The following is a 22220-nucleotide window of genomic DNA, read 5'->3' on the forward strand; positions in this document are numbered from 1 at the left end:
ATGAGTTTAAAAAGCAAAATATACGTCAAACCAGAAAAAAGTAGGTTAATAAATCTTTTGGAAGATATTAAATCTGGAAGAATTAGAATTCCTATTTTTCAAAGAGATTTTGTCTGGAAAAAAAATCAGAGATTGGATTTATTTGACAGTTTAAATAATGGGTTTCCTATTGGAAGCTTATTGTTTTGGAAACCACAAGATTTAGTTTTTAATTTTACTCCAAAAATAGGGCCTTTTGAAATTAAATCAAACTCATCAAATTACTCATATGTTCTTGATGGTTTTCAGCGTATTTCAACATTATTTGGAGCACTTATTAATCCTTTTACTTATGGAGAAGGTGTCGATGATAATTTTAATGATTACATAATTCATTATGATTTAAAAGAAGAGGAGTTTGTATTATTAAGGAGCAAAGAAGAAATTTTTCAGATACCTCTTTATAAACTTATTGATACTTTTGAATTTTTAAGTTTTTCAGAAAATTTAAGATCTAAAATTTCAGATGTAGAAATAAGTTCTAAATATATTAATAGTGCTAAAAAATTAGCAAATCAACTATTAGATTATGAAGTGCCATATGTAGAAATAATAGGTGGTGAAATAGAAGATGCAGTAGATATCTTTCATAGAGTTAATTCTAAAGGTAGTGATATATCACCAATTTGGATGCTAAATGCATTAACATATGTCGAAGATGAATTTAGATTTAATAATGAGATCAATGAGTTAAAAGAAAAATTAGAAAAATATAATTTTCAAGACCTACCAGCTGATATTATACTACATTGTATAGAAACATCTACAGGTAAAATTTATTTTGATGTAAAGCTACAAACTTTGTCAAAAAGAAAAGACTTCCCTTTATTAGTAAAAGAAGCTTTTAAAAATATTGAAAAAGCTGTTGAATTTCTTTATATAGAAGTTAATGTATTCGATAATAAAATCCTACCATATAATCTACAATTAATTTTTATTACTGAATTTTTTAGACTAAACAGTGCGCCTAACCATTTTCAGTTACAAGAATTGAAAAGATGGTTTTGGGTAACTTCTTACGCAAATTATTTTTCAATTTACTCTTTAAGTAAGCAAAGAATTGCTTTTAAACAATTTCAAGATTTTGCCAAAGGTAATATATCAAATTCAATCTATAATGATGACAAAAGACAACGATTTAAAACACTTGAATTTCCTGAAAAAATTCTTTATGGTAGTGTGCGATCAAAGTGTTTATGTTTATTTTTAATTAAACATTATTTAACCTTTAGTGAAGAAAATTTTAATGATCAACAATTTAAAGATTTTGAATTTAAGTATTTAGTTAATAAAGTTAAAAAGTCAGAAATGGCTATTCCTATTAATAAAAACAATTTTAATTTTTCTTTTGTTAATAAACGTGATGATATATTATTTTATTTTGCAAATAACATTGAAGAAAAAGATTTAAATAGATTTTTAATTGATAGAAATATTATCGAATTATATCTTAATAATAGGATTGACGAGATGATTTATCATAGAAAAAATTTAATAATTAATTTCGAATCAAATTTTGTCAAATCATTAGGAATTGATTATTTTGAAATTAATGATTATTATTTTATGGATAGTGTTCCAGATTCATATATTAAAGGGCATTGTAATAGGCTAGAATGGGATACTCTACAAGATTGTGTCTTTTATGATTCTAACGAAGACCCACTATACATTAATTCATTTGACAATATTGATGAACTTGTATACTTTTTGGATGAACAAGTAATACAAGATGTTTTAAGTGAAATGCCATCTAGTTTTGTGAAAAATAATATCGGAATATTAGATTATTCAGATGAAATTCGACTTTTTTTAAGTGAGAACTATTTTGTCGAAATGTCTAAAATTGGATGGAATGTGTCAGATATAATTTGATAAAATAATTAGAGTTTTGGTGTCGCACTTTATAAAAACAACATATGTTCAATATATTACAGCCTAATAAAATTTTAAAAAGACAAGAAATTGACATCCTTAACCTAGTCAAGGCCAATGCTAATGATATTAGCTTGTACGTTTATAAAAGAAACTCTCCTGTGTATGGCTTTATGAGTTTTAGAGAGGAATTAAAAATGAAACATTATTTAGGTCGTTTAAATAATAATGAACTTTCATCTACTTACCTAATTCTGGCTGAACATGACAATAATTTAGTCGGATACATTTTATATCATACTTCAACTCATAATCCGAGAGAAGTTTCGATTATTAGTGCAGTAGTTAACGTAAATCACAGAAAACAAGGGGTTTTGAGATTAATGATGAATGTGTTAAAGAATAATGCAGATTCAATAGCTCTTAGTTGTTTTGTAGATTTAGTGCCAATGTATCAAAAGTTCGGTTTTATGATTGGAGAACAATGGGAGACACAAGTAGGGATGTATTTTAATTACTTTGATGATTTGGGAAATGTTATTACGGTAAATGAGGAAGAGTTGTATAGATCGCCAATGGCAAGATTGGCCTTGAGAGAGTTTGAATCAACATATTCAGATTATAAAGCTTTGCTAGATACTTTAAATTTAGATACACAAAAAGAGATTCAAAGAGTGTCTCAATATTTTGTTTCTTTATAAACTAAGAATAACTGGTATTACTTGGAAAGGATTGAAAAAATTAACCCAGCCTTTCTAAAATTACTTTATCTGAAAATATATAGTAATAATTAGTTAGTTCATCCTGTAATGATTTTAATTCATTAGAATCAATTTTATAATTATTACGATAATCTTGTAAAACAGATAAAGTATCAGGAATTAGTGTATTGTTTTCAATATAACTTTCTATATTACTCAATAAACTTATATCATTAAGAATTCTATTTTCAAAGAATATATTTACTGAATTATTATAATCTTCAAATATTCTAATTCCTAATGTATCTGAAGTAGATAAATTTTGTTTTATGCTATCTAATTGATTGTTAATATAATTAATATTAAAAACATCCCCCATAACTACCTCATAATCCTTTATTAGAGTCAGTTTTTCATTCCAAAATTCAATACTATAATATTCTATTATTGGACTTGGTATGTTATTTGAAAAATTAAAATATTTATAAAAATCCTCATCAATATTTTGGTCTAAATGTGTTAAGTTAATTTCTATAGCTTTTCTATTAATAGGAAATCCATTTAACAACGGTATAAAAATTACATGCTGTACATTTATTTCTATAAAAGTCTTTTTTATGCTGAAGTAATTAGTTGTATGTAAAACACTCTTTACAAATTCTCTTGCTATAATTAAAGAATTTAAATAATACTCTCCAGGAACTTCACAGGTAATAACAAGATTCTTTTCTAAATATTGATTTAACTCAATGTTAAATGATAATCCATATTTTTTTAGGATATTTTGTTTCTCTGTGAAAAAGCGTAGATTTAAATTATTCTTTTCATTAATTAGTAAATTATTTGAATCTTTAAAGACGTTATGACCAATTTTAGTTTTTTGATTATAAAATTTATTCCAACAATAAAATAAAGCTTGTAAATTTTTTATTTCAGTTTCTACTAATTTTTTGTGCTGAGCTGAATCATCATCATACTTAGAAAAGAATTTTTCATACTCTTCTCTAAACCAGACGTTGTTTTTAAAAGCTTCTTTTATATTATAAAAAGCAATATTAGGATTGTAATCAGTTTGTTCTATTTTAGTTCGATTTGTGTATATTTTTAATACATTTTGACCTATTTGACGCAGAAAATTTTCAATACTATTAAAATACTTTTTTTTATAATCTTTGTATGAAGAGTATCTATCTGAGAAAGAACCTTGTTGAATATCTTGTTTATACCCCCACTTATTGTATGATTGAGTACTTGGAACTTCTATATTACTTAGATTGTATATTTTAGATTCAATAATTCCAATTGGATTAATAAATTCTTTATAATTATTTGTTTTGAAATATTCAGAAAAAGATTTTACTAAAACACCTGTTAGTTCTGTATATAATGCTCGTCTTTGAGTAACTTGCTTAATGTAATTTGTCCAGAATAAATTTAAATTATGGTTATTAAATAAATTAATCATTAAGGAGTTTATATTGGCTAAAAAAGGAACAGGTAAATATTTTCTATTAATGTTTTTATCAGTTGGATCATGAGGCAACTCAACACCAAAATAATTTGTTATTGCTATTCCTTTAGTAGAATATTGTTCCTTATTTGGAAAGATATATCTTATTAGTTGAACAATCTTAACAGAGGTTTCATCGAGGGAATCTGTTTCTTTTTGAAAGTCTTTTTCATTAATATTTAAGTTATTGTAGAAGTATTTAGAGTCAATATCCTCTTCTGAATCTTCCAAAAAAACTATATTGTATTTTTTCCTTAACAATTCTACAGCTTTATTTTTCAGCGTCTCGAAAAAAGTAAAATTATTATTTATCTTCAATTGCAATGCGTAAATAAAAAGACATAGCTCTTCTTCTAAACTATTTTCATTTTCTATTAAAAGCAAAATTTCCTTTTCAATATAATTTATTTGGACACCTTCATTTAAATAGTTTATCCAAAAGAGAAATTCTCCTAACGATTTTAATTCATTTTTGGTACTAGTGATTAGATTTATTTCATTTTTATCCTTAAGCCAAGAATAACAGTATTCAAAAACATCTTCCTTATTTGTAAATTCTTTTTGTATTTCTAAAATAATTTGACCTTTCTCTTCAGAAAATAAACTCTTAAAATGATCATAAATATTTCCATCAATTACATCTGTAAAATTTATTGGCAGTCCTATTAGCCATCCATCTCCTAAAAATTCTCTTAATCTGCTAAAAGCATTAAGGTTTTTTTCAAAAATAAAATCATATGTTCCTTTCCAAATAAGAGCTTTAAGGACATTATTATATCCTGCCCAAGTTTTAAACTCTATGGTTTTAAGAGTTTTTAAACAAGTTTTGATATTAAAGCCATTGTCAAATGAGCTCAATAAAAAACTGTGCAAATCTTCTTCATTTAATAGTACTAGTGAGTTACTTACATAATCATTAATATCAATGTATTCGTCTTCATCAAATAGAATCTCACATAATATTTTGGATCTTATTGGGTGGAGTCCTAGTAAGTATTCTTTGTTATCTGAATATTTTAACAAATATTCTTTTTGTAAATCTTGGATATATTTAACAGGTTCTTTAATTTTTAAATATTGCACAATCCTTTTAAAGCTGATTGTAGAATTGAAAGAGTCGGATAAGCAAACATATCTTAGAATTTCTAATTCGTCTGTTTTCTTCTCTATAACCTTATTTCGTATGTTTTGAATTTGTTCTGTTAACCTACTTTTTAAGGTATTTCCTTGATTTATTAAATAAACATATTCTAGTAATAACCCTTTCTCTCCAAATCTATTCCATGATTCATCAAAATCTGTGAATTTTAAATCAGTTTTATATTGAGATAGATTTTCATAAATTATTTTAGCTTCCGATTTATCAAAAGTTAGTTCAATATCTTTAAAATTGTAATACTGCTCCACATTATTAGCTCTATTCCAATCTTCCTCTCGAATAGTAACTAAAAACTTTAAATTTAATTTTCCGTATAATTCTTTTATAACTTCATTCCAGTTTGTGTTTTGTGGTTTAATATCAATATATAAAGTAATTGGAAACTTTAATCCTTTTGAAAGTGCTTCTAAACTACTAATAGTATCGTATGTTTCTTTTAAATTTTCAGATATTTTTAATTCGTATACGGTATTTTCATTAGTGTAATCTTTTAAATACCTATATGCCAAAGTGCTTTTGCCTTGTCCTGATGCACCATGGATAAAGACAATATTATTATCAATAAAAGCATTTTTAATTAATTCTAATTTATTTTCTCTGATTATGTCTAAGTTGTACAATATATGCTCAAATTTAGCTGAAACCCCATAGTAAAAGTTTGATTTATAAGTTTCCAAATTATCATATTCTACTGATTTAGTACTTAAGGGTACTATTGTGCTATTATAGGAAGTATTAAAACTAGTTTGCTCTCCAATAAATTTCCCTACCCTTTCAAGGTTTATAATTAATTCTTTAGCTTGAATAGACTTACTTTTTTCACCTAGCGTATATAACCAGTAAATTAGTAATTCTAATGCAACTTTAGGGTCGGAAAATAGACTTGTGTTTTTTAGTAAATCTAAAACTTCAATAGTTAAAGAGTCTTCATCTACAATCTCAAATGTAAAATTTTCAATTATCCTTTTTATAGAATTATCTCTAAAACCTTTGCTACTAAGTTTTTTTGATAAAATTTCTTTATCTTTTAATTCATTACTTATTTCTCCATAGGAAACAAGTTTTACTTTAGTATTGCTGTCTTTTAAAATTGCTTTCTCTGCTCTTTTAAAAAATGAAGTTTCTTTAGAAAATAAATCACTAAAAACTAATTGACCAGTCTTGTTTTTTATTTGTACAATTTCAATATAGTTACCTTCTTCAGAGAGAATATCTAAATCTTCAAATTTCCCTTCAGGTTGATATATAAAACCATTTTCATATTCATTTAGTATCCTATTTAAAGAATATAGAAATTGTGTTCTGTAGCCTTTTAAAGCTGAAATTGCACTCATAAGTAATTTTTTACAAAAATAATGAAAAATAACCTTGTAATCCTTAAAGTGTCATTTTCAAAATTGCATTACTCGAATTTATTAATGTTTAAGGTTTTTACTTAAAATGAATTTATAATTTTTAACTCTATATAATGTTTAAATAAAAAACTTAAAATGTGGTTTTGTAAAATCTAAATATTTATGTCAAATAATTTAGGGTTTTAATTTGTGACTTCGAGTATTCCATCAAGTTTTAGAGATCGAGCAATATTTGCATTATTTGATTATGCAAAATAGAAAATAAAAAAAGTAATTAGTTGATTCAAGCTCGCATTTTACATTGTTCGAACATAGTTTAATATTCGTGTCGTAAACCACTTAAAAAGTCATTAGAATTTTAGTGTTCTTGAAATTGTCGGGCAAATAGCGGGCAACTCTCTAAACCTAAAAATGCAACTCTCTAAAAATAAGAAAGTTGCATTTTGAAAGTGCGGATAATAGGACTCGAACCTACACGCCTTGCGGCACCAGATCCTAAGTCTGGCATGTCTACCAATTTCACCATATCCGCGTAATTGTGGGTGCAAAGATACACATAAGTTCCAATCTACAAAGAAAATTTTAAAAAAATATTCATTCTCTTTTTTGTACTTTTGAAACACTAAAAAAAACATTCCATGGAAAACATAAAATCGTACGTTCAACAACACAAAGATCGCTTTATAAATGAATTAATTGAATTATTAAAAATTCCATCCGTAAGCGCAGACACTGCCTATTGTCAGGATGTTATTGATACTGCTGAAGCAGTAAAGGTAAGTTTAGAAAAAGCTGGTTGCGATCATGTAGAAATTTGCGAAACTGCAGGTTACCCGATTGTATATGGTGAAAAAATAATCGATCCAAACTTACCAACTGTACTTGTATATGGTCATTATGACGTTCAGCCAGCCGATCCAATCGAACTTTGGACCTCACCGCCTTTTGAACCAGTTATCAAAAAAACAGACATTCATCCTCAAGGAGCTATTTTTGCTCGTGGTGCTTGTGATGATAAAGGTCAAATGTACATGCACGTAAAGGCTTTCGAATACATGATTCAAAGCAACACTTTGCCTTGTAACGTCAAATTTATGATCGAGGGCGAAGAAGAAGTAGGAAGTGTAAACCTTAAAACTTTTGTTGAAAACAATGTAGAGAAATTAAAGAACGATGTAATCTTGATTTCAGATACAGGAATGATCTCCAATCAACAACCGTCTATCACAACAGGTCTTCGCGGATTAAGTTACGTAGAAGTTGAAGTTACAGGTCCAAACCGTGACTTACATTCAGGATTATATGGTGGAGCTGTAGCAAACCCTATCAATATTTTGGCAAAAATGATTGCTTCACTTCATGATGAAAACAACCATATTACTATCCCAGGATTCTATGATAATGTTGAAGAACTTTCTCTTGAAGAAAGAGCTGAAATGGCAAAAGCTCCTTTTAACTTAGATAATTATAAAAAAGCTTTAGACTTAAAAGATGTATATGGAGAAACCGGTTATGTAACCAACGAAAGAAATTCGATTCGTCCTACTCTAGACGTAAACGGAATCTGGGGAGGATATACTGGAGAAGGTGCTAAAACGGTAATTGCAAGTCAAGCGTTTGCTAAAATTTCTATGCGTTTGGTTCCTAATCAAGAATGGGAAAACATCACCGAATTGTTTACCAAACACTTCATGAGTCTTGCTCCTGCTGGCGTTACTGTAAAAGTGAAACCACATCATGGTGGCCAAGGTTACGTAACACCAATCGACAGCATTGGCTACAAAGCAGCAAATATGGCGTACACAGAAACCTTTGGAGTTCCAGCCATTCCGGTACGTTCTGGCGGAAGCATTCCTATCGTTGCCTTGTTTGAAAAAGAATTAAAAAGCAAAACTATATTAATGGGATTTGGTTTGGATAGCGATGCCATTCACTCACCAAACGAACATTTCGGAATATTTAATTACCTAAAAGGAATTGAAACTATTCCTTTGTTTTACAAGTATTTTGTAGAACTATCTAAATAAAACAAATTGGCATTCTGAACTTATTTCAGACTAAAAATCCGTTTATTCACCTCTGAATAGACGGATTTTTTATTGGGCGTTTCCTTGTTGCAGCAAAACTAGCCTCAAATTCACATTCAACCTAGCAACAAGGTCGGGCTTTGCGTTGCAATCTTTTTTGGCCTCGTCCCTCAGCAAAAAAAGGATTTACACTTCAATCCCTAACGCACATACTTTGGCCAAAAGAACATTTAGAATTTTAAAACGGCAACTTATTTAAACACAAAAAAAATCCCCAATCGAAATTGAGGATTCTAAAATTATCTTTTAATTTTATCTAAATTTTGTTGTGCTTTAATAAGATCTGCTTCTAGCTCACTAATATCAAGCTGTTTCTTACTGATTTTTACATTTTGTTTCTGAATTTCAACATCTGTAAGTTTCCCTCTAGCGGTAGACTTATCTAATTTTGCTTTCATTTTGTCCAAATCTTTCTTAGCGCTATCCAACTTTTTGTTTGTTTTTTGAACTGCTTTTTCAGCTTTGGCAATTTTTTTCTCTGCTTTTGCTTCTTTCTTTGCCTCTCTATCTCGCTTTTTTTGTGCTTTTTCTTCCTTTAATTTAGATTTCTCTGCTTTTTTACGACTTTTTTCTGCCTTATCTGATTCTCTTTGAGCTTCTTTTTTTTGTTTTTCAGCTGCTTTCAACTCTTTTTCAGCACTCTTTCTTTCATTAATTGCTGTTTGATCCGTACTTTTATTTTTAGAAATAGCTATAGGAATTGCACTTACAGAATCTTTATTAACTGGCTTTACCTCCTGAGAAAAACCTGTTAGAAAGCTAAAAAAAGCAAATACAAGCAATAATAATTTAGTTTTCATAGTAGTTGTTTTGATTAATTATTTACACAAATTTAGCACAAATAAAACCCGTTTAGTGTTTATTTTGCTTAAAAAAATCTAAACATTTTATTCAAAGTAAAATCTTTTAGATCACAAACTCAAGCTCTGAAATTCGAATCCAAATAAAGATACATCCACATCATTCTTATTACAAATGTGCAAATCGTTTTAGAAACAAAAGTATTTTAGCCTATAAAACGCTCAAAATCAAAATAAAAATCAAAATAAAAATAAAAAGCAAAAAAAATTGGTCAATTAAAAAATTACTCTACATTTGTAGAGCAATAACTTCTTTTGTAGAGCAATTATATTTGGTATGAAAAAAAATAGTTCCCTTTTTATTTTTTTATTGTTAATTATCTGTAGCTGTAAAAGTCCAACAACCAACCAAAAAGTAAACAAAAAAAGAGAAGGTCTTTGGATAGAAAATTACAAACAAGATAGCGCTAACTATAAATCTACTGGATACTATAAAAATGATGATCCAGTAAAAAAATGGAGTTATTTGTTAAACAATAAATTAATTAAAAGAGAAAAATACAAAAACAACAATTGTCATACGCGAATTTATTACGAAAATGGAAAAATCCAATCAAAAGGGATTTCAGTCTTAGATAATTCGTCAAAATACATGCATTGGTATTATAATGGGAATTGGAAATTCTATAATAATAAAGGAAAGTTAATAGCCATAAAAAAATACGATAAAGGGGATCTTATTTCTGAAAAGATAATTAAAAAATAAAAAAAATGCAGCAACTCACCAACGCCGAAGAACAATTAATGGAACATCTCTGGAAGCTCGACAAAGCTTTTATGAAAGACTTACTTGAAGCTTATCCTGAGCCTAAGCCAAAAACCACAACAGTAGCAACGTTATTAAAAAGAATGATCGACAAAAATTTTGTTGCTTTTAAAGAGTATGGAAATTCTCGTGAGTATTATCCATTAGTAGAAAAAACCGCTTATTTCTCTAAACAAGTAAACGGATTAATAAAGAACTTCTTTAACGACTCCGCATCACAATTTGCTTCTTTCTTTACTACAGAAACGAATTTGTCAGAGAAAGAATTAGAAGAACTCAAAAAAATAGTAGATCGTGCCATTCAAAATAAGAAAAAATGATAGACTTTATATTTAAATCGACCGCATCATTACTTGTGTTATTAATCGTGTACCATTTGCTATTAGAAAACGAAAAGATGCATCATTTTAATAGGTTTTACTTATTATTCGCCATAGTTTTTTCATTCATAGTACCTTTTATAACTATCGAAGTGATTCAAGAAATCACCACTCCTATTAGAACTCAAAGCAACATCGAAATAGAAGGAGAAACCATAGCAATTATAGATGATTCCGTAAATTATTGGTTTTATTCCATGTACACTTTGTACGGTATAATAACTTCAATTCTGCTCATTCGCTTCGGTAGAAATATATTAAAATTACACAAGAAAGCAAAATCGATTGAAAGTATTGCATACCAGAATTCAAAATTGGTTTTGGTAAAAGAGCAAACGCTTCCTTATACTTTCTTAAATAACATTTTCATCAATGAAACGGAATATAATAGTAGAAAAATTGAACCCGAATTATTTACGCACGAACTAATTCATGTTACACAAAAACACACTTTGGACATTCTGTTTATAGAAACCTTGAAAGTTTTATTTTGGTTCAACCCTATTTTAATTTTTTATAAAAAAGCAATACAACTTAACCACGAATTTCTCGCAGATGAAAAAGTGGTAGAATCTTATAACAATGTTCCGTTTTACCAAAACTTATTGATTGCAAAGGCAAACGCGAACCCAACCTATTACTTGGCCAGTAATTTAAATTATTCAGTAACTAAAAAACGATTAATTATGATGACAAAAACCACATCAAAAACTATTTTACTTTTAAAAAAAATTACATTGATTCCCGTTTTTACAGCCCTAACCTTCTTTATATGCGTCCAAGCTGTAGCTCAGAAAAACACAACTCTTACAAAAGGAGTCATCGCAAAAACACCAAATAACTTAACCGATAGGGATGCTTATTACGCTGGGGTTAGAGTTATTATTAAGGATTCAAAGAAAAATGTTGTAACCGATAAAATGTATGAAGAATTAAGTATAGAAGAAAAAAACCGTTATTTAGATTATGTACCTAAAGCATATGAGAAAAAATCACCCACCAAAAAGGAATATGAAACATTTAAAAACAGTTCGAAATTTGCCATTTGGATTGATAGTAAAAGTTATCCCAACAGCAAATTAAATGATTACAAAGCTAGCGATTTTGTATATTTTTCTGGAAGCTCCGTCTATAAAAATGCCAGAACTAAACGATTCCCTCAACCTTTTCAATTCAGTTTGTACACACTAGACTATTTTAATAAAAATTTAAAAAATGCTCATAAAAAATTTAGCGGACCAAGAATAACTATTTTCATATCAAAGGAGGATTCTATAATAATAAAGGAAAGTTAATAGCCATAAAAAAATACGATAAAGGGGATCTTATTTCTGAAAAGATAATTAAAAAATAATAAAAATGCAGCAACTCACCAACGCCGAAGAACAATTAATGGAACATCTCTGGAAGCTCGACAAAGCTTTTATGAAAGACTTACTTGAAGCTTATCCTGAGCCTAAGCCAAAAACCACAACTGTAGCAACGTTATTAAAAAGAATGATCGACAAAAACTTTGTGGCTTTTAAAGAGTATGGAAATTCTCGTGAATATTATCCATTAGTAGAAAAAACCGCTTATTTCTCTAAACAAGTAAACGGATTAATAAAGAACTTCTTTAACGACTCCGCATCACAATTTGCTTCTTTCTTCACCACTGAAACGAATTTGTCAGAGAAAGAATTAGAAGAACTCAAAAAAATAGTAGATCGTGCCATTCAAAATAAGAAAAAATGATAGACTTTATATTCAAATCGACCGCATCATTACTTGTATTATTAATCGTGTACCATTTGCTATTAGAAAACGAAAAGATGCATCATTTTAATAGGTGTTACTTATTATTCGCCATAGTTTTTTCATTCATAGTACCTTTTATAACTATCGAAGTGATTCAAGAAATCACCACTCCTATTAGAACTCAAAGCAACATCGAAATAGAAGGAGAAACCATAGCAATTATAGATGATTCCGTAAATTATTGGCTTTATTCCATGTACACTTTGTATGGTATAATCACTTCAATTCTGCTCATTCGCTTCGTCAGAAATATATTAAAATTACACAAGAAAGCAAAATCGATTGAAAGTATTGCATACCAGAATTCAAAATTGGTTTTGGTAAAAGAGCAAACGCTTCCGTACACTTTCTTAAATAACATTTTCATCAATGAAACGGAATATAATAGTAGAAAAATTGAACCCGAATTATTTACGCACGAACTAATTCATGTTACACAAAAACACACTTTGGACATTCTATTTATAGAAACCTTGAAAGTTTTATTTTGGTTCAACCCTATTTTAATTTTTTATAAAAAAGCAATACAACTTAACCACGAATTTCTCGCAGATGAAAAAGTGGTAGAATCTTATAACAATGTTCCGTTTTACCAAAACTTATTGATTGCAAAGGCAAACGCGAACCCAACCTATTACTTGGCCAGTAATTTAAATTATTCAGTAACTAAAAAACGATTAATTATGATGACAAAAACCACATCAGTAACAAGAGCTCTATTAAAAAAAGGAGTTATGATTCCCGTATTAACTGCATTAGTATTTTCTTTATGTACTAAAGTTGTAGCACAAGATAAAAAGGTCAAGAAGACCAACGAATCTACAAAGCAAAGTAAAAGTTATGATGAAGTTTGGAAAAACACTGTATTTATATTTCGCGATGCAAACAAAAAAATAATAGCACAAAAGAAATACAATGAACTTACCGATAAAGAGAAGAACAGTATTCCGCCACCTCCTCCGCCAGCAATCAGATCTACTGATAAAAAAAAGAAGCAAGTTCAAAAAAACAAGTCGGAAACTATTTATATCGACATGTCCTCCGACGTACCTAAAATGAGTGATAAAAATAAAGTTTCTCAAGAAAACATGCCCCCTTCAAAAATAGTAAGCGGTTTCAATATTAGTTTTGATACTATTAGTGTTACATCACCAAATTTTCCGGGAGGGATGACCGAATTTTATAAGTTTGTAGGGAATAATTTTAAACTAACTTCAGAAGCCGAAAAAAACAAAGTAAGTGGAAAAATTATAATGCAATTTATGGTTGAAAAAGACGGTTCTTTGTCCGAGATTATAGCTGAAAAAGACTTGGGTTATGGACTGGCAAATGAAGCTATTCGAGTCTTGAAACTTTCACCAAAATGGATTCCTGCTACTAAAAAAGAGAAGCCCGTTCGAGTACAATACAACTTACCAATAACAATTAGATCTGCTGAATAAAAATCATAAAAAATCCGCTTCTAAGGAAGCGGATTTATCAAACTAAAAAAACTAAAAACTAATTAAATTTTTTATCTGGATTATATCCTAAATAGGACATAACTTGTTCCTTAAATATGACGCCATATTCTTCTAATTCTTTCAAAATAGGCAAATAAACCTCTTTCCTGATAGGAAGTTGAACACCTGGAGTTGTAATTTTACCGTTAAGTATGAGTAAAGTAGCCATAGCAACTGGTAAACCAACCGTTTTTGCCATAGCAGTATAAGTTTGGTCTTCACCAATGCAAACCATTTTAGAATCAATCTGTTGTTTTTCACCTTCCAATTCAAATCCAAATTTGTGGTACATCACAATCATGTCCTTATCTTCAGGCTGCAAAGTCCAGCTATCATTTAATATTTTTTCTAATATTTGAGCTGGTGTTGCGTTTTTCAAGCCCACAATTTTATTACTATTGAACAAGTCTAATTCTAGAAGTTTATCCCACATAATATCATCTTGATCAATTTTTAGAATCAAACGCATCTTGATCTCGACAGAATCTGTTGGATGATACGGCAAAAAAGAATTTACATATTCTCTATAACTCATGTTTTCAGAATCTTCCATAATGTAGCTATCATCTGTCATACCTAGTTGTACAAACATATTCCAAGCTTTAGAAAATCCTACTTTTCGAATCGTACCTCTATATAAAGTAAGTACATCATCTAAACCATAAACTGATCGGTATTTTAGGGAATCTCTATTTGAGTATCCTTCAAAACGACCATAACCTTCTACATCTAGAAATTCAGTTCTACGAAACAAATTACAATACGGAATATATTTATAAGTTCCTTCTTGAATAAATTTGGCCGCACCCCCTTGACCGGCAAGGACTACATTGCGAGGTGCCCATGTAAATTTATAATTCCATAAATTATTATCTGATTCTGGCGCAACTAATCCGCCACAAAAAGATTCAAAAAGAATCATTTTCCCACCTTTATCCTTAATTTCATTAATTACTTTCATGGCACTCATATGATCAATTCCTGGATCAAGACCAATTTCATTCATGAAAATTAAATTATGCTCTTTGGCAGCAGCGTCTAAGTCTTGCATTGCATCGCTAATATAAGATGCCGTAACTAAGTTTTTTTTATAAATAATACAATCTCTCGCCACATCAATATGCAAATGAGCGGGTAACATCGAAACTACAATATCAGCATTTTGAACCGCCTCTTGTCTTTGATTTTCATCAAAAATATTTAGAGCAATAGCTGTAGCATTAGGATGGTTATTGGTTTTTTTCTGAGCCAAAGCCAATGACATATCGCCAATAATAAGATGCAAGTTCTCTTTTTCAGATTTATTCAATAAGTATTGAATCAAAGATGAAGCTGATCTTCCTGCCCCAATGATAAGTATTGTTCTCATTTTTTTATATTTATAACACAAACATACAAAAATGTTGTATTTATAACAAAAAACAACATTAAAACTTCATAACTATTATTTCTAAATGTATAACAACTAATAATTAAAAAAACGTAAAGATAAGTTTGTGATAATTTGTTTTAGTTTCAATAGAATAAGAGATAAATTTGTAATAAATTAAAAAAAAAGATGGATAAGAAAATAATTTCTACAGCAGCGATTTTCGGAATGATTGCTATAATTCTAGGAGCTTTTGGCGCACACGCTTTAAAAAAAATATTGTCTTTAGAACAACTTTCTACCTTTGAAACTGGAGTAAGGTATCAAACTTATCATGCTCTATTTCTACTATTTATTGGCATTTTAACTGATTTGCCACAAAAAACTAAAAAAACGATCTATTACTTAACAACAATTGGTGTACTATTATTTTCTGGATCTATCTATTTATTAGCTACAAACGACCTTACCTCATTTGATTTTAAGATTATAGGTTTTGTAACACCGATAGGTGGTCTGTTATTAATACTCGCATGGGGAGCATTATTATTGAATTATCTTAACAAAAAATCATAAAACTAAGATAATCAAAACAAATCTTAAATATAATTTCTATTTTTGCAATCGATAAATTAAACTACACAACATATAATTTTATGAATAATAACACACCGTTTACGCAATCGATTTCGCTAGAAGACTTGGGAATTGAAAACGCAAAGATTCATTACCAATTATCAGCCAACGAATTACACGATAAAACAATTGCGTTACATCAAGGAATTGAAACTGCAAATGGCGCTTTAGCAATTAACACAGGCGAATATACTGGACGCTCTCCTCAGGATAGATTTATTGTAAAAGACAGCATTACCGAAAATAAAGTTTGGTGGGGAAAAGTGAACATCCCATTCGAACCAAAAGCATTTGATGCTTTATACAAAAAAGTAACATCTTACTTGTCTAATAAAGAGGTTTACGTAAGAGATTCTTATGTATGCGCAGATCCAAATTACAGGCTTAATGTTCGTGTAGTTACAGAAACACCTTGGGCAAATTTATTTTGCTTTAATATGTTTTTAAGACCAGAAGCAAAAGAGCTTGAAAATTTCGCTGCCGACTGGACTTTATTATGTGTACCAAGTTTTATGGCAGATCCAGCAGTTGATGGAACTCGTCAAAGTAACTTTGCTATCTTAGATTTTACAAAAAAAATAGCTCTTATTGGAGGAACAGGATATACAGGTGAAATGAAAAAAGGAATTTTTTCTGCTTTAAATTTTATCCTTCCTGTTGACAAAAATACTTTACCAATGCATTGCAGTGCCAATGTAGGTGAAAAAGGAGATACAGCAATATTCTTTGGGTTATCAGGAACAGGAAAAACTACTCTTTCTGCAGATCCGCAAAGAAAACTAATTGGAGACGACGAACATGGTTGGACCAATGAAAATACAGTTTTTAATTTTGAAGGTGGTTGTTATGCAAAAGTCATCAACCTTTCTGAAGAAAACGAACCAGACATTTTTAGAGCTATTAAAAAAGGAGCTATTTTAGAAAATGTAGTGATCAACAAAGAAACTAATGAAGTCGATTTTGATGATGTTTCAATAACTCAAAACACACGTGTTAGTTATCCTATTTATCATATTGATAATATTCAACCGGGATCTATTGGAAAAAATCCTAAAAACATCTTTTTCCTTACTGCAGATGCCTACGGAATTTTACCTCCAATATCTAAATTAACTCCAGGTCAAGCTGCTTACCATTTTATTTCTGGATATACTGCTAAAGTAGCTGGAACAGAAGCTGGAATTACAGAGCCTCAACCTAACTTCTCTGCTTGTTTTGGCGCGCCTTTTATGCCTTTGCATCCTACAAAATATGCTGAAATGTTGAGTAAAAAAATTCAAGATGCTGATGTAAAAGTTTGGTTAATCAATACTGGATGGACTGGTGGACCTTACGGAGTAGGTAACAGAATGAAGTTGAAATACACTCGTGCTATGATTACTGCTGCTTTGAATGGAGAATTAGACAATGTTGAATATGTAAATCACAGAGTATTTGGAATTGCAATTCCACAATCTTGCCCTAATGTTCCTGCGGAAATTTTAAATCCAAGAAACACATGGGAAGACGAAAAATTATACGATACAAAATCGAACGAATTAGGTCAAATGTTTAGAACTAACTTCGCTAAATTTGAAGAATTCGCCAATGCTGAAATTATGGCCGGAGCTCCATTAGCATAATTGAAATCATAAATTTATTATTATCGCACAATTATAATCGCAATACTATTAATTCAGAAATAAGAAAAAGCCATTCGTAAGAATGGCTTTTTCTGGCTTAAGTAATTAGCTAATCAAAAACATATCAACTATTTACACTTATTTTTATTTTTTGGCGTTAAATTTGCAATCTTAAGAAAGCCAAATAAATAAAATGGCAAAACAATCAATCAAAAAACAATCAATCATGTTAAAAAATTTTTTTATTCTTTGCTCTGGAGCCGACAAGGACATTCTAGAAGGATGCTCTGAAGGCGAACAAACCAAATATGTTGGAATTGGCGCAACTGTATTTTTTACAGCTGTTATGGCTTTTATTGCAAGTACCTACGCTTTATTCACCGTTTTTGATAACGTTTATCCCGCCCTGCTTTTTGGACTTGTTTGGAGTTTACTCATATTTAATCTAGATCGTTTTATAGTTTCAACTATTCGTAAAAGAGATAAATTTGGAAGTGAATTTTTGCAAGCCACTCCTAGAATTATTCTGGCCGTTATCATTGCCATCGTAATTTCTAAGCCTTTGGAAATTAAAATATTCGAAAAAGAAATTAATACTGTTTTGTTAAAAGAAAAAAATGCAATGGCTTTGTCTAATAAAAAAGAAGTAGCCAATTATTTTAAGAGTGACTTAGACAAAAACAAAACTGAAATAGATAGTCTAAAATCGGATATCACCAAGAAAGAAAAGGAAGTAAACACGTTATACGAAACTTATATAACCGAAGCAGAAGGAACAGCAGGAACTAAAAAATTAGGAAAAGGTCCTGTTTTTAAAGAGAAAATAGCCAAACATAATTTAGCTGCTGCACAATTAGACACGATTCGAAAAATCAACTTGGCAAAAATTGCTGAAAAAGAAAGTAAGTCAAAACTACTGCAAGCCGACTTGGATAAAAAAATAACGGAAACACAACCTATAATTGATGGTTTTGATGGCTTAATGGCAAGAATAAATGCGTTAGACAAATTACCTTGGCTGCCTTCATTTTTTATCATGTTATTGTTTTTAGCCATTGAAACTTCACCTATTATCGCTAAATTACTTTCGCCAAAAGGGGAATACGATTTTAAACTAGAAGATCTTGAAACAGGTTTAAAAGCAACTCTAGAACAAGACAAATACCAACGGGATTTATTGGTAAAAACAAGTGCTGCAATGCATGATAAAGTGTACCAAGATATTGCCGAAGATAAAAACCTCTACGATTTGCAGCGCAAAAAAGCGACTGAATTACTAGAATTGCAAGCGCATAATTTTGTAGAAAAACAAAAGAGAACTTTATAAAAAGCAAAAAGGCAGTCTAATTTTTAGGCTGCCTTTTTTTATCATAAATTATAATTCATTTAAAAACTTGCCAATACAGCATCTAGATTATCTACAAAATCAGCGGCATTTTCTCTACTAAAAATGATGGGTGGTTTTATTTTTAACACGTTATACAAAGGCCCATCTGTACTGATAAAGAAACCCCGATCTTTCATCATTTCTACGATTTGATCAATTTCAGGAACAGCAGGTTGTAAAGTCATTCTATCTTTTACCAATTCGACCCCTACAAATAATCCGTTGCCACGAACATCACCAATGATATTATGTTTAGGTTTTAATGCCTCCAAACGCTCTAATAAATAATTACCAACTTCTAAAGCGTTTTTCTGTAATTCTTCTTCTTCAATTACCTTCAAAACGGCTAATCCTGTAGCCATAGAAACTGGATTTCCTCCAAATGTGTTGAAATATTCCATACCGTTATCAAAAGCATCGGCAATTTCTTGTGTAGTTATTACAGCCGCCAAAGGATGTCCGTTACCAATTGGTTTACCCAAAACAACGATATCAGGTATGACATCTTGCAATTCAAAACCCCAAAATTTTGTTCCTACACGACCAAAACCAACTTGAACTTCATCGGCAATGCAAACTCCTCCAGCCTTTCTTACTTTGGCATATACCTCTTTTAAATAATTGGGAGGTAACGCAATTTGACCACCTACTCCCAATAACGTTTCACAGATAAAAGCGGCAGGTTTTTTAGATTGTATTTCTAATGATTCAATAATGCGGTCCATATCTTTAGCATATTTTTCACCAGCATTATTAACTCCATATTTGAATTCTCCTCGATATATATCGGGATTTTGCGCTTTGTGAATGTATGGCATTTTACCAAAACCACCTTTGCCATCAAATTTGTATGGACTCATTTCGATAGCTGTCGTAGAAGTTCCATGATAGGCATGATCTAGAACAATTACATCTTTTTGTTTGGTAAAATGGCGACTCATTCTAATAGCCAAATCATTGGCTTCACTACCAGAATTAGTAAAATAACACACCGTTAATTCTTTAGGTAAAGTTGCAGTCAGCCTCTTTGCGTATTCAACAATATTATCATTCAGGTAACGTGTATTAGTATTCAATGTAGCAACTTGTTTTTGCATTGCTTTTACAACCGTAGGATGACAATGTCCTACATGACTCACATTATTCACGCAATCCAGAAAAGTGTTGCCTTGATCGTCATATAAATATTGTAATGCTCCTTTATCAATTTTTACTTTTTTGTTGTAACTAATACTTAAATTATTACCAATATATTGCTTTCTTTCTTTTAGAATCGTCTCGTGATTATCACTTGTATTTATAATCGATGAAAATCCACATGCAATTCTAAACTCATTGTGTGCTTTCAAAGGATTGATTCGGATAAGTTGATGTAACAATTTCAAAGCCGGTTTTTCTGTTATAAAGTGATGTTCGTTTGTACTATCCATCGAATAATTAAACGCTGACTGACACAAACTGATACACAATCTCCCAGCAATCAGATAATACAACAAAGAAACTTCCAGCGGTGTTAAAGCCATTTTTTCATGATACCCTCTTACGATTTGAGTTGCAACTTCCAGCGGTTTTTCGCTATTTAACATTGCATAACTGCAAGCAATTGCTAAATTATTGACTAGTGAAGTATGTACCATATCGCCAAAATCTATCAAACCAATAATACGATCTCCATCAACCAAAATGTTATAATCGTTAGCATCGTTATGGATAACAGCAGTTCTTAAGTCCGCGATATTTGGAGTTACTTCCGTTTCAAATTGCAACAAAAAATAGGTTACTAAACGTCTGTTTTCATGTGATTTTATATAATGTAGATTCTTTCTTGCTTCTAATGCATTTTTGATATCCCATTCGTAATAACGGTTGGCGGCCGGATGTTTAAAATCTTTTAAAACAACATCCATTTCGCCTAAAAACAATCCTAAATTCTTGGACAAACTTGAAGACTTTTCTTTTTGATTTATCCAAAAATTACCTTCTAAATAACTTAACATTCGAAAATAAAATTGGGTTTCTTTTAGAGTGATTTGACCAATATCTTGATTGTTTTTCGTTGGAATATAATGTTGAAATTTTTCTGATAAAATACTATTTGAAAGAACTTTTATCATTTTTACCTGCGCTTCTAAAAAGTAAGGATTATGTTCTTCGGTAGCAATTTTAAAAATATATTTTTTATCAGATGAATCGGTTAATAGAAAATTAAGTTCGTCGTATCCATTAAGTATTTTGCAACTCACCTCTAAATTGTAATGTTCCTGAATAAGTGAAATAATAAATGACTCGGTAAATTTCATAATGTATTAAATTTATTTAGATAATTACAATCCAGAACTAGCAAAAAATTTACTTGTATAGTTGTTTCTATTAATTCAAGGATAAAAAAAAGCAGTCTCGAAAGACTGCAATTTAATTTATTTTTGATTACATATGACTTAAAATTTCCTTCTTAAAATTATCATACTCACCTTGCATGATTAATCCGTTATCTAAGAGCTTTTTATAATTCTGTAATTTTTCAAAAAGTTCGTCTTGAGATAAACCACTCAATCCGTTCTCTTTTGAAGTTTCTAATTGTGTACTAAACTCTTCTTTTTCCATATTAAAAACGGGAGGAGTTACAGGCATGATTTCTGCAAAATTAGTAACTTCTTCAGTTTCCATTTCTTCAACAATTTCTTCTTCTTGAATTTCCTCTACCAGAACTTGTTCTATAACTGTAGCAGTAGAAACAGCTCCATTTTTCAGAATATCCAATTGTTCTTTAGCATAAGTAAAAATCTTTCTCGCTTGAATTTTCGGAATATAATCAATAGAAACTGTCATATCAGTTTTGGTAGAAAAAGAGAACTCCGAACCTAGAATATTTTCTTTTACAAAAGTACCTTCAATTTGATCCCAAGTATAATCTGTAAAATCCATAGAAAGTCCTAGATTTTTTGGCTGACAAATAATAATTCTTTTATTTGTCATAACAATACCATCAGGTAAAACTGTTATTGCAGGCTTTTTTTGAACCGCGATGTATCCAATTTCCTCATTCTTCATTAGTAAATCACTCAACTTTGAAGCTATTTTTTCAACTGCCTTTGGATCTTGCTCTTCGTTTAAAAACTTTTTAAATTGTTCCTTCATATTTATGCTGAATTATTTCAGTTGTTGTTTATTATTT

16 protein-coding genes and 1 tRNA gene are annotated in these 22220 nt (G+C 29.9%); 11 read left to right on the forward strand and 6 right to left on the reverse strand.

Annotated elements, in window-relative coordinates; genetic code table 11:
* Entirely contained in the window at positions 1-1914 is a 1914-nt protein-coding gene (locus tag H2650_RS13925; RefSeq protein WP_188051428.1) for a DUF262 domain-containing protein, read from the forward strand.
* A 44-nt stretch (positions 1915-1958) separates the two neighbouring features.
* Positions 1959-2615: a GNAT family N-acetyltransferase gene (locus H2650_RS13930; protein ID WP_188051429.1), complete on the forward strand. Its 657-nt coding sequence runs from the start codon at positions 1959-1961 to the stop codon at positions 2613-2615.
* Between the two features lie 40 nt (positions 2616-2655).
* Here H2650_RS13930 and H2650_RS13935 read toward each other — a convergent pair whose 3' ends face one another.
* Together H2650_RS13935 and H2650_RS13940 are read right to left on the reverse strand one after the other, a co-directional pair.
* Positions 2656-6618: a hypothetical protein gene (locus tag H2650_RS13935; protein ID WP_188051430.1), complete on the reverse strand. Its 3963-nt coding sequence runs from the start codon at positions 6616-6618 to the stop codon at positions 2656-2658.
* Positions 6619-7089: 471 nt separating this feature from the next.
* Positions 7090-7171, reverse strand: a tRNA-Leu gene (locus tag H2650_RS13940).
* Between the two features lie 106 nt (positions 7172-7277).
* Between H2650_RS13940 and H2650_RS13945 the strand changes: the two genes are divergently transcribed.
* Positions 7278-8666: a dipeptidase gene (locus tag H2650_RS13945; protein ID WP_188051431.1), complete on the forward strand. Its 1389-nt coding sequence runs from the start codon at positions 7278-7280 to the stop codon at positions 8664-8666.
* 299 nt (positions 8667-8965) lie between these two features.
* Here H2650_RS13945 and H2650_RS13950 read toward each other — a convergent pair whose 3' ends face one another.
* On the reverse strand, positions 8966-9526 hold the full coding sequence (locus tag H2650_RS13950) for a hypothetical protein (RefSeq protein WP_188051432.1): 561 nt from the start codon (positions 9524-9526) through the stop codon (positions 8966-8968).
* Between the two features lie 337 nt (positions 9527-9863).
* Here H2650_RS13950 and H2650_RS13955 point away from each other — a divergent pair, with 337 nt between their 5' ends.
* The 5 genes from H2650_RS13955 (at position 9864) to H2650_RS13975 (ending at position 13971) form a co-directional block, all read left to right on the forward strand.
* A complete protein-coding gene (locus tag H2650_RS13955; RefSeq protein ID WP_188051433.1) occupies positions 9864-10292 on the forward strand; it encodes a hypothetical protein in 429 nt (142 codons plus the stop codon).
* A gap of 5 nt (positions 10293-10297) precedes the next feature.
* Entirely contained in the window at positions 10298-10672 is a 375-nt protein-coding gene (locus H2650_RS13960; protein WP_188051434.1) for a BlaI/MecI/CopY family transcriptional regulator, read from the forward strand.
* On the forward strand, positions 10669-12027 hold the full coding sequence (locus H2650_RS13965) for a M56 family metallopeptidase (protein ID WP_188051435.1): 1359 nt from the start codon (positions 10669-10671) through the stop codon (positions 12025-12027). Before H2650_RS13960 ends, H2650_RS13965 begins: the two co-directional genes overlap by 4 nt.
* Before the next feature lie 64 nt (positions 12028-12091).
* Positions 12092-12466 carry a BlaI/MecI/CopY family transcriptional regulator gene (locus H2650_RS13970; protein ID WP_188051434.1) on the forward strand — a complete coding sequence of 125 codons (375 nt, stop codon included), beginning with the start codon at positions 12092-12094 and terminating at the stop codon, positions 12464-12466.
* On the forward strand, positions 12463-13971 hold the full coding sequence (locus H2650_RS13975) for a M56 family metallopeptidase (protein ID WP_188051436.1): 1509 nt from the start codon (positions 12463-12465) through the stop codon (positions 13969-13971). Before H2650_RS13970 ends, H2650_RS13975 begins: the two co-directional genes overlap by 4 nt.
* A 58-nt stretch (positions 13972-14029) precedes the next feature.
* Here H2650_RS13975 and H2650_RS13980 read toward each other — a convergent pair whose 3' ends face one another.
* Complete coding sequence (locus H2650_RS13980; protein WP_188051437.1) at positions 14030-15400, reverse strand: saccharopine dehydrogenase family protein; 1371 nt, start codon at positions 15398-15400, stop codon at positions 14030-14032.
* Between the two features lie 189 nt (positions 15401-15589).
* Between H2650_RS13980 and H2650_RS13985 the strand changes: the two genes are divergently transcribed.
* The 3 genes from H2650_RS13985 (at position 15590) to H2650_RS13995 (ending at position 18985) form a co-directional block, all read left to right on the forward strand.
* Positions 15590-15976: a DUF423 domain-containing protein gene (locus H2650_RS13985; RefSeq protein WP_188051438.1), complete on the forward strand. Its 387-nt coding sequence runs from the start codon at positions 15590-15592 to the stop codon at positions 15974-15976.
* A gap of 80 nt (positions 15977-16056) precedes the next feature.
* On the forward strand, positions 16057-17658 hold the full coding sequence (gene pckA, locus H2650_RS13990) for a phosphoenolpyruvate carboxykinase (ATP) (protein ID WP_188051439.1): 1602 nt from the start codon (positions 16057-16059) through the stop codon (positions 17656-17658).
* Between the two features lie 226 nt (positions 17659-17884).
* Entirely contained in the window at positions 17885-18985 is a 1101-nt protein-coding gene (locus tag H2650_RS13995; protein ID WP_188051440.1) for a DUF4407 domain-containing protein, read from the forward strand.
* Positions 18986-19044: 59 nt separating this feature from the next.
* Here the strand turns inward: H2650_RS13995 and H2650_RS14000 are convergent, their stop codons facing one another.
* Positions 19045-21345, reverse strand: coding sequence for an aminotransferase class III-fold pyridoxal phosphate-dependent enzyme (locus H2650_RS14000; RefSeq protein WP_188051441.1), 2301 nt, complete (start codon positions 21343-21345; stop codon positions 19045-19047).
* A 127-nt stretch (positions 21346-21472) separates the two neighbouring features.
* A complete protein-coding gene (locus H2650_RS14005) occupies positions 21473-22183 on the reverse strand; it encodes a PH domain-containing protein (RefSeq protein ID WP_188051442.1) in 711 nt (236 codons plus the stop codon).
* Positions 22184-22220 lie beyond the last annotated feature (37 nt).

This window comes from Flavobacterium sp. GP15 (genome assembly GCF_014281985.1).
In the GTDB taxonomy this organism is placed as follows: domain Bacteria; phylum Bacteroidota; class Bacteroidia; order Flavobacteriales; family Flavobacteriaceae; genus Flavobacterium; species Flavobacterium pygoscelis.

Bases quoted from the DNA above. Each gene is read 5' to 3' on its own strand.
- H2650_RS13925 (WP_188051428.1), top strand. From the start codon at position 1: ATGAGTTTAAAAAGCAAAATATACGTCAAACCAGAAAAAAGTAGGTTA.
- H2650_RS13930 (WP_188051429.1), top strand. From the start codon at position 1,959: ATGTTCAATATATTACAGCCTAATAAAATTTTAAAAAGACAAGAAATT.
- H2650_RS13935 (WP_188051430.1), bottom strand. From the start codon at position 6,618: ATGAGTGCAATTTCAGCTTTAAAAGGCTACAGAACACAATTTCTATAT.
- H2650_RS13945 (WP_188051431.1), top strand. From the start codon at position 7,278: ATGGAAAACATAAAATCGTACGTTCAACAACACAAAGATCGCTTTATA.
- H2650_RS13950 (WP_188051432.1), bottom strand. From the start codon at position 9,526: ATGAAAACTAAATTATTATTGCTTGTATTTGCTTTTTTTAGCTTTCTA.
- H2650_RS13955 (WP_188051433.1), top strand. From the start codon at position 9,864: ATGAAAAAAAATAGTTCCCTTTTTATTTTTTTATTGTTAATTATCTGT.
- H2650_RS13960 (WP_188051434.1), top strand. From the start codon at position 10,298: ATGCAGCAACTCACCAACGCCGAAGAACAATTAATGGAACATCTCTGG.
- H2650_RS13965 (WP_188051435.1), top strand. From the start codon at position 10,669: ATGATAGACTTTATATTTAAATCGACCGCATCATTACTTGTGTTATTA.
- H2650_RS13970 (WP_188051434.1), top strand. From the start codon at position 12,092: ATGCAGCAACTCACCAACGCCGAAGAACAATTAATGGAACATCTCTGG.
- H2650_RS13975 (WP_188051436.1), top strand. From the start codon at position 12,463: ATGATAGACTTTATATTCAAATCGACCGCATCATTACTTGTATTATTA.
- H2650_RS13980 (WP_188051437.1), bottom strand. From the start codon at position 15,400: ATGAGAACAATACTTATCATTGGGGCAGGAAGATCAGCTTCATCTTTG.
- H2650_RS13985 (WP_188051438.1), top strand. From the start codon at position 15,590: ATGGATAAGAAAATAATTTCTACAGCAGCGATTTTCGGAATGATTGCT.
- pckA (WP_188051439.1), top strand. From the start codon at position 16,057: ATGAATAATAACACACCGTTTACGCAATCGATTTCGCTAGAAGACTTG.
- H2650_RS13995 (WP_188051440.1), top strand. From the start codon at position 17,885: ATGTTAAAAAATTTTTTTATTCTTTGCTCTGGAGCCGACAAGGACATT.
- H2650_RS14000 (WP_188051441.1), bottom strand. From the start codon at position 21,345: ATGAAATTTACCGAGTCATTTATTATTTCACTTATTCAGGAACATTAC.
- H2650_RS14005 (WP_188051442.1), bottom strand. From the start codon at position 22,183: ATGAAGGAACAATTTAAAAAGTTTTTAAACGAAGAGCAAGATCCAAAG.